The organism is Alteribacter natronophilus, from assembly GCF_006007885.1.
Lineage (GTDB): Bacteria > Bacillota > Bacilli > Bacillales > Salisediminibacteriaceae > Alteribacter > Alteribacter natronophilus.
In genome coordinates this window covers 1-520 of the sequence record NZ_VCRO01000018.1, presented here as the reverse complement: position 1 = coordinate 520, position 520 = coordinate 1, and the positions used below count along the sequence as shown (strand labels likewise).

Sequence of the window (520 nt, the reverse complement as noted above, 5' to 3'; positions counted from 1 at the left end):
CGTACGCCCTTATTAGCTTAACCGTCGATGTCGTTGGTCTTCTAAGACGCCGGCTACTCTCATAGCCGGTGAAACTCATAAAGAGTTTGCTTCAAATTAAGAAATTTGATGTCGTTACTGTTATCTGGTTTTCAAAGAACATAGTTGGTGGAGCCTAGCGGGATCGAACCGCTGACCTCCTGCGTGCAAAGCAGGCGCTCTCCCAGCTGAGCTAAGGCCCCTTAATTATTCATAAATATTATGGTGGGCCTGAGTGGACTCGAACCACCGACCTCACGCTTATCAGGCGTGCGCTCTAACCAGCTGAGCTACAGGCCCCCGGAGGGGGTTTTTGGTCAGAAAAAAAGTCCTGAGAGATAATCCCTCAAAACAGTATTTCCTGTTTTTAAAAGGCATAACCTTTCAAAACTGAACAGAAGCGCAGGAGCGAAACCTGTGTTGAAACTTGTTTGAGCTTCAAAAGCTCCTTAGAAAGGAGGTGATCCATCCCCACCTTCCGGTAGGGATACCTTGTTACGAC

Annotated in this window: 2 tRNA genes; both read right to left on the bottom strand. The window is 47.5% G+C overall.

From position 1 onward, the window contains the following. Positions 1-145: 145 nt before the first annotated feature. Positions 146-221 (bottom strand) — tRNA-Ala (locus tag FGB90_RS19450). A 20-nt stretch (positions 222-241) separates the two neighbouring features. Next, a tRNA-Ile gene (locus FGB90_RS19445) sits at positions 242-318 on the bottom strand. Between the last annotated feature and the right edge of the window lie 202 nt (positions 319-520).